Source organism: Nonomuraea zeae, assembly GCF_005889725.1.
Classification (GTDB): Bacteria; Actinomycetota; Actinomycetes; order Streptosporangiales; family Streptosporangiaceae; genus Nonomuraea; species Nonomuraea zeae.
The window spans coordinates 1-2368 of sequence record NZ_VCKX01000604.1; the positions used below are offsets into that span (position 1 = coordinate 1).

At 72.3% G+C, this 2368-nt stretch carries 1 protein-coding gene and 1 pseudogene; one reads left to right on the plus strand and one right to left on the minus strand.

The genetic code is table 11. The features are described from left to right. Positions 1–1301 (minus strand): annotated as a pseudogene (locus tag ETD85_RS61655) (hypothetical protein); the annotation flags it as partial. 163 nt (positions 1302–1464) lie between these two features. Between ETD85_RS61655 and ETD85_RS61660 the strand changes: the two are divergent. Beyond that, the coding region (locus ETD85_RS61660; RefSeq protein ID WP_240780177.1) for a hypothetical protein at positions 1465–2368 on the plus strand (904 nt) is incomplete at its 3' end.

The following is a 2368-nucleotide window of genomic DNA, read 5'->3' on the forward strand; positions in this document are numbered from 1 at the left end:
AGATGTGTATAAGATACAGGCGTCGGGGTGGGCGTGGGCTTCCTGGTGGGCTCGCGGGCCGGCCCGCTCTCGGCCGTGCGCGTGGGCCTGGGCGCGGTGGTCGTCTTGATCGGGTCGGGGTCCGGCTCGGGCCGGGTGTCGCTCCGCGTGGGCTCAGGGCGCGGCGTCTGCTTGGGTTTGGGGGTGTTCGTCGGACCCGGTACGTCGGAGTCGTCCTTGTCCACGTCGTGCTTGCGGCCTTCGGGGTCGATGACGACCGCCTTGTCGCCGTTCTCGTCGTTGGCCCAGAGCAGGCCGTCCTTGACGAACACGTCCACCGGCCCGGGCTGCTCGGCCACCTGTAACGTCGTGGGGTGGCCGCCGGCCGCGCTGTCCCAGACGATGAGCGAGCCGTTGCCCTGGTCGGGCACGTACACCTTGGAGCCGAGCATCTGCGGGACCCCGAGCTTGGCCGGGTCGTCCGCACTGAACTTGGTGCTGAGCACCGAGTTGGAGGCGGTGTCGATCACCACGAGCAGCTCCGAGTCGCCGGGCGTCAGCACCGGCACCAGGGAGCCCTCGGTCATGGCCGGGGTGAGCACGCCGCCCTTGGGTGCCTGGGCCACGCCCTTGGGCAGGGTGATCTCGCCGACGCCGCCGTCCGCGCCGATGATCGTGGCGGTGGCGGCCCTGGTGTTGACGACGACCGGCAGGCCGCCGGCGATCGTGACCGACAGCTCCTCGCCCGGCTCCCCGACCTTGACCGGGCTCGACGCGACGCCCTTCGACACCGGTACGACCTCGCCCTTGGCGGTCACCGGCACCCACAGCCGGCCGCCGCCGTCGATGCGGGCCGCGCCCAGCGGGCCCGGCAGGGTGATGGGCGCGCCCATGGTGTTGAGCGTGGCCGGGTCGATCTGCTGGATCTTGCCGGTCGCCGGGTCCACGGCGTACCCGGCGGTGCCGGAGACCGCGAGCTGCAGCCCGGCCGCGCCGAGGTCGCGGGTCTGGGCGACGCTGAGCTGGCCGGGCTCGATGCGGCTGACGTAGCCGGTGCCGTCGTCGACGAGCAGGACGTTCCCGCCGTCCTGCACGACGCGCAGCTGCCGGCCCGCCTTGTCGTCGAGGTAGCCGTCCACCTCGCCGGACAGGCCGTTGACGTGCACGATCTTGCCCTTTGCCGCGGTCCAGAGCCAGGCGCCCACGTCGGCCAGCTTGGGGTTGGCGCTGGAGACGCCCACGCCGAACCACGCCGCCGCGCCGACCAGGCCCACCGCCACCGCACCGGCGATCACCGCGGTGGCTCGATCACCTCGGAGCACGCGGATCCGCACCCGTTACTCACCCCGTATGTACGATTACAGAGCGTTTGCCCCCGTATTACCGGGCATCACCCTAGCGCCCAGCAGTCACTCGCGCGTGGGTACTGGCTGGTAGCCGCGTTGAGTTCCGAGAGTGTCGGTGCGAAGCCGTACCTTAGTCCCCGTGCCAGTCCCCTTGCCCGAGCAGTCCCTGACCCTCGACGCCGTGCTCACCGACGAGGCGGTCCTGTCGACCTACCGCCGGATGTTCGCCGCGCTGGCGCGCGACAGCGGCGCGGTCGTCGACGACCCGGCCCTGGTCGACATCGCGGAGACGCTGTTCGCGGCGTTCGCGGAGGCGGGCGAGGAGTGGCTCACGCACGAGCAGATGCGCTTCGCCTGCCGGGCCTACCCCGGCGACCAGTTCGACAACCGGCTGCGGGTGCTCAAGGGGCTCGGCGCGATCCGCGAGGTGTTCCCCAAGCCCAACCAGCTGCGCTACCGGGCCTCGTTCACCAGCGTGGTGGGGCTGATGTTCATCCGGCGGATGATGGACGACGGCGGCCAGTCGGAGATGCACCGGCTGCTCGCGCTCGAAGACCTCAACGTCGCCGACCCGCGCACCACCGGCGACGAGGCCAGGCAGAGCGCGGTCAACCTGGCGCGGGCGTTCCGGCTGTGGGCGCTCGAGCTGATCACGCTCACCACGGGCACGATCGAGGAGCTGCGCGAGCAGGCCCCCAAGCTGTGGGGCACCGAGGAGATCGCGCGGCGCGCGCAGGGGCTGCACGGCACGATCCTGACCCGCTGGCCGGAGCTCGACCGGGTCTGCACCGACCTGCGCGCGGCGATCTACGCCTACAGCGACGCCTCGCGCCGCGCGGCCGGCCGCCTGGCCGACTCGGCGGGCACCACCCGCAACCTGACGCTGCTGCCGACGGAGACGTGGCGGACGTTCGCCCAGACGGCGTCCAGGGAGCGGCTGGCGGCGGTGCTCGACGGTTTCGTGTTCGACGCGCCCGCGCCGTGGCACGATCCGGCCGCGATCGCGCGGGCCGTGGACGAGGCCCCGCGTCCCGCCCCTGCCC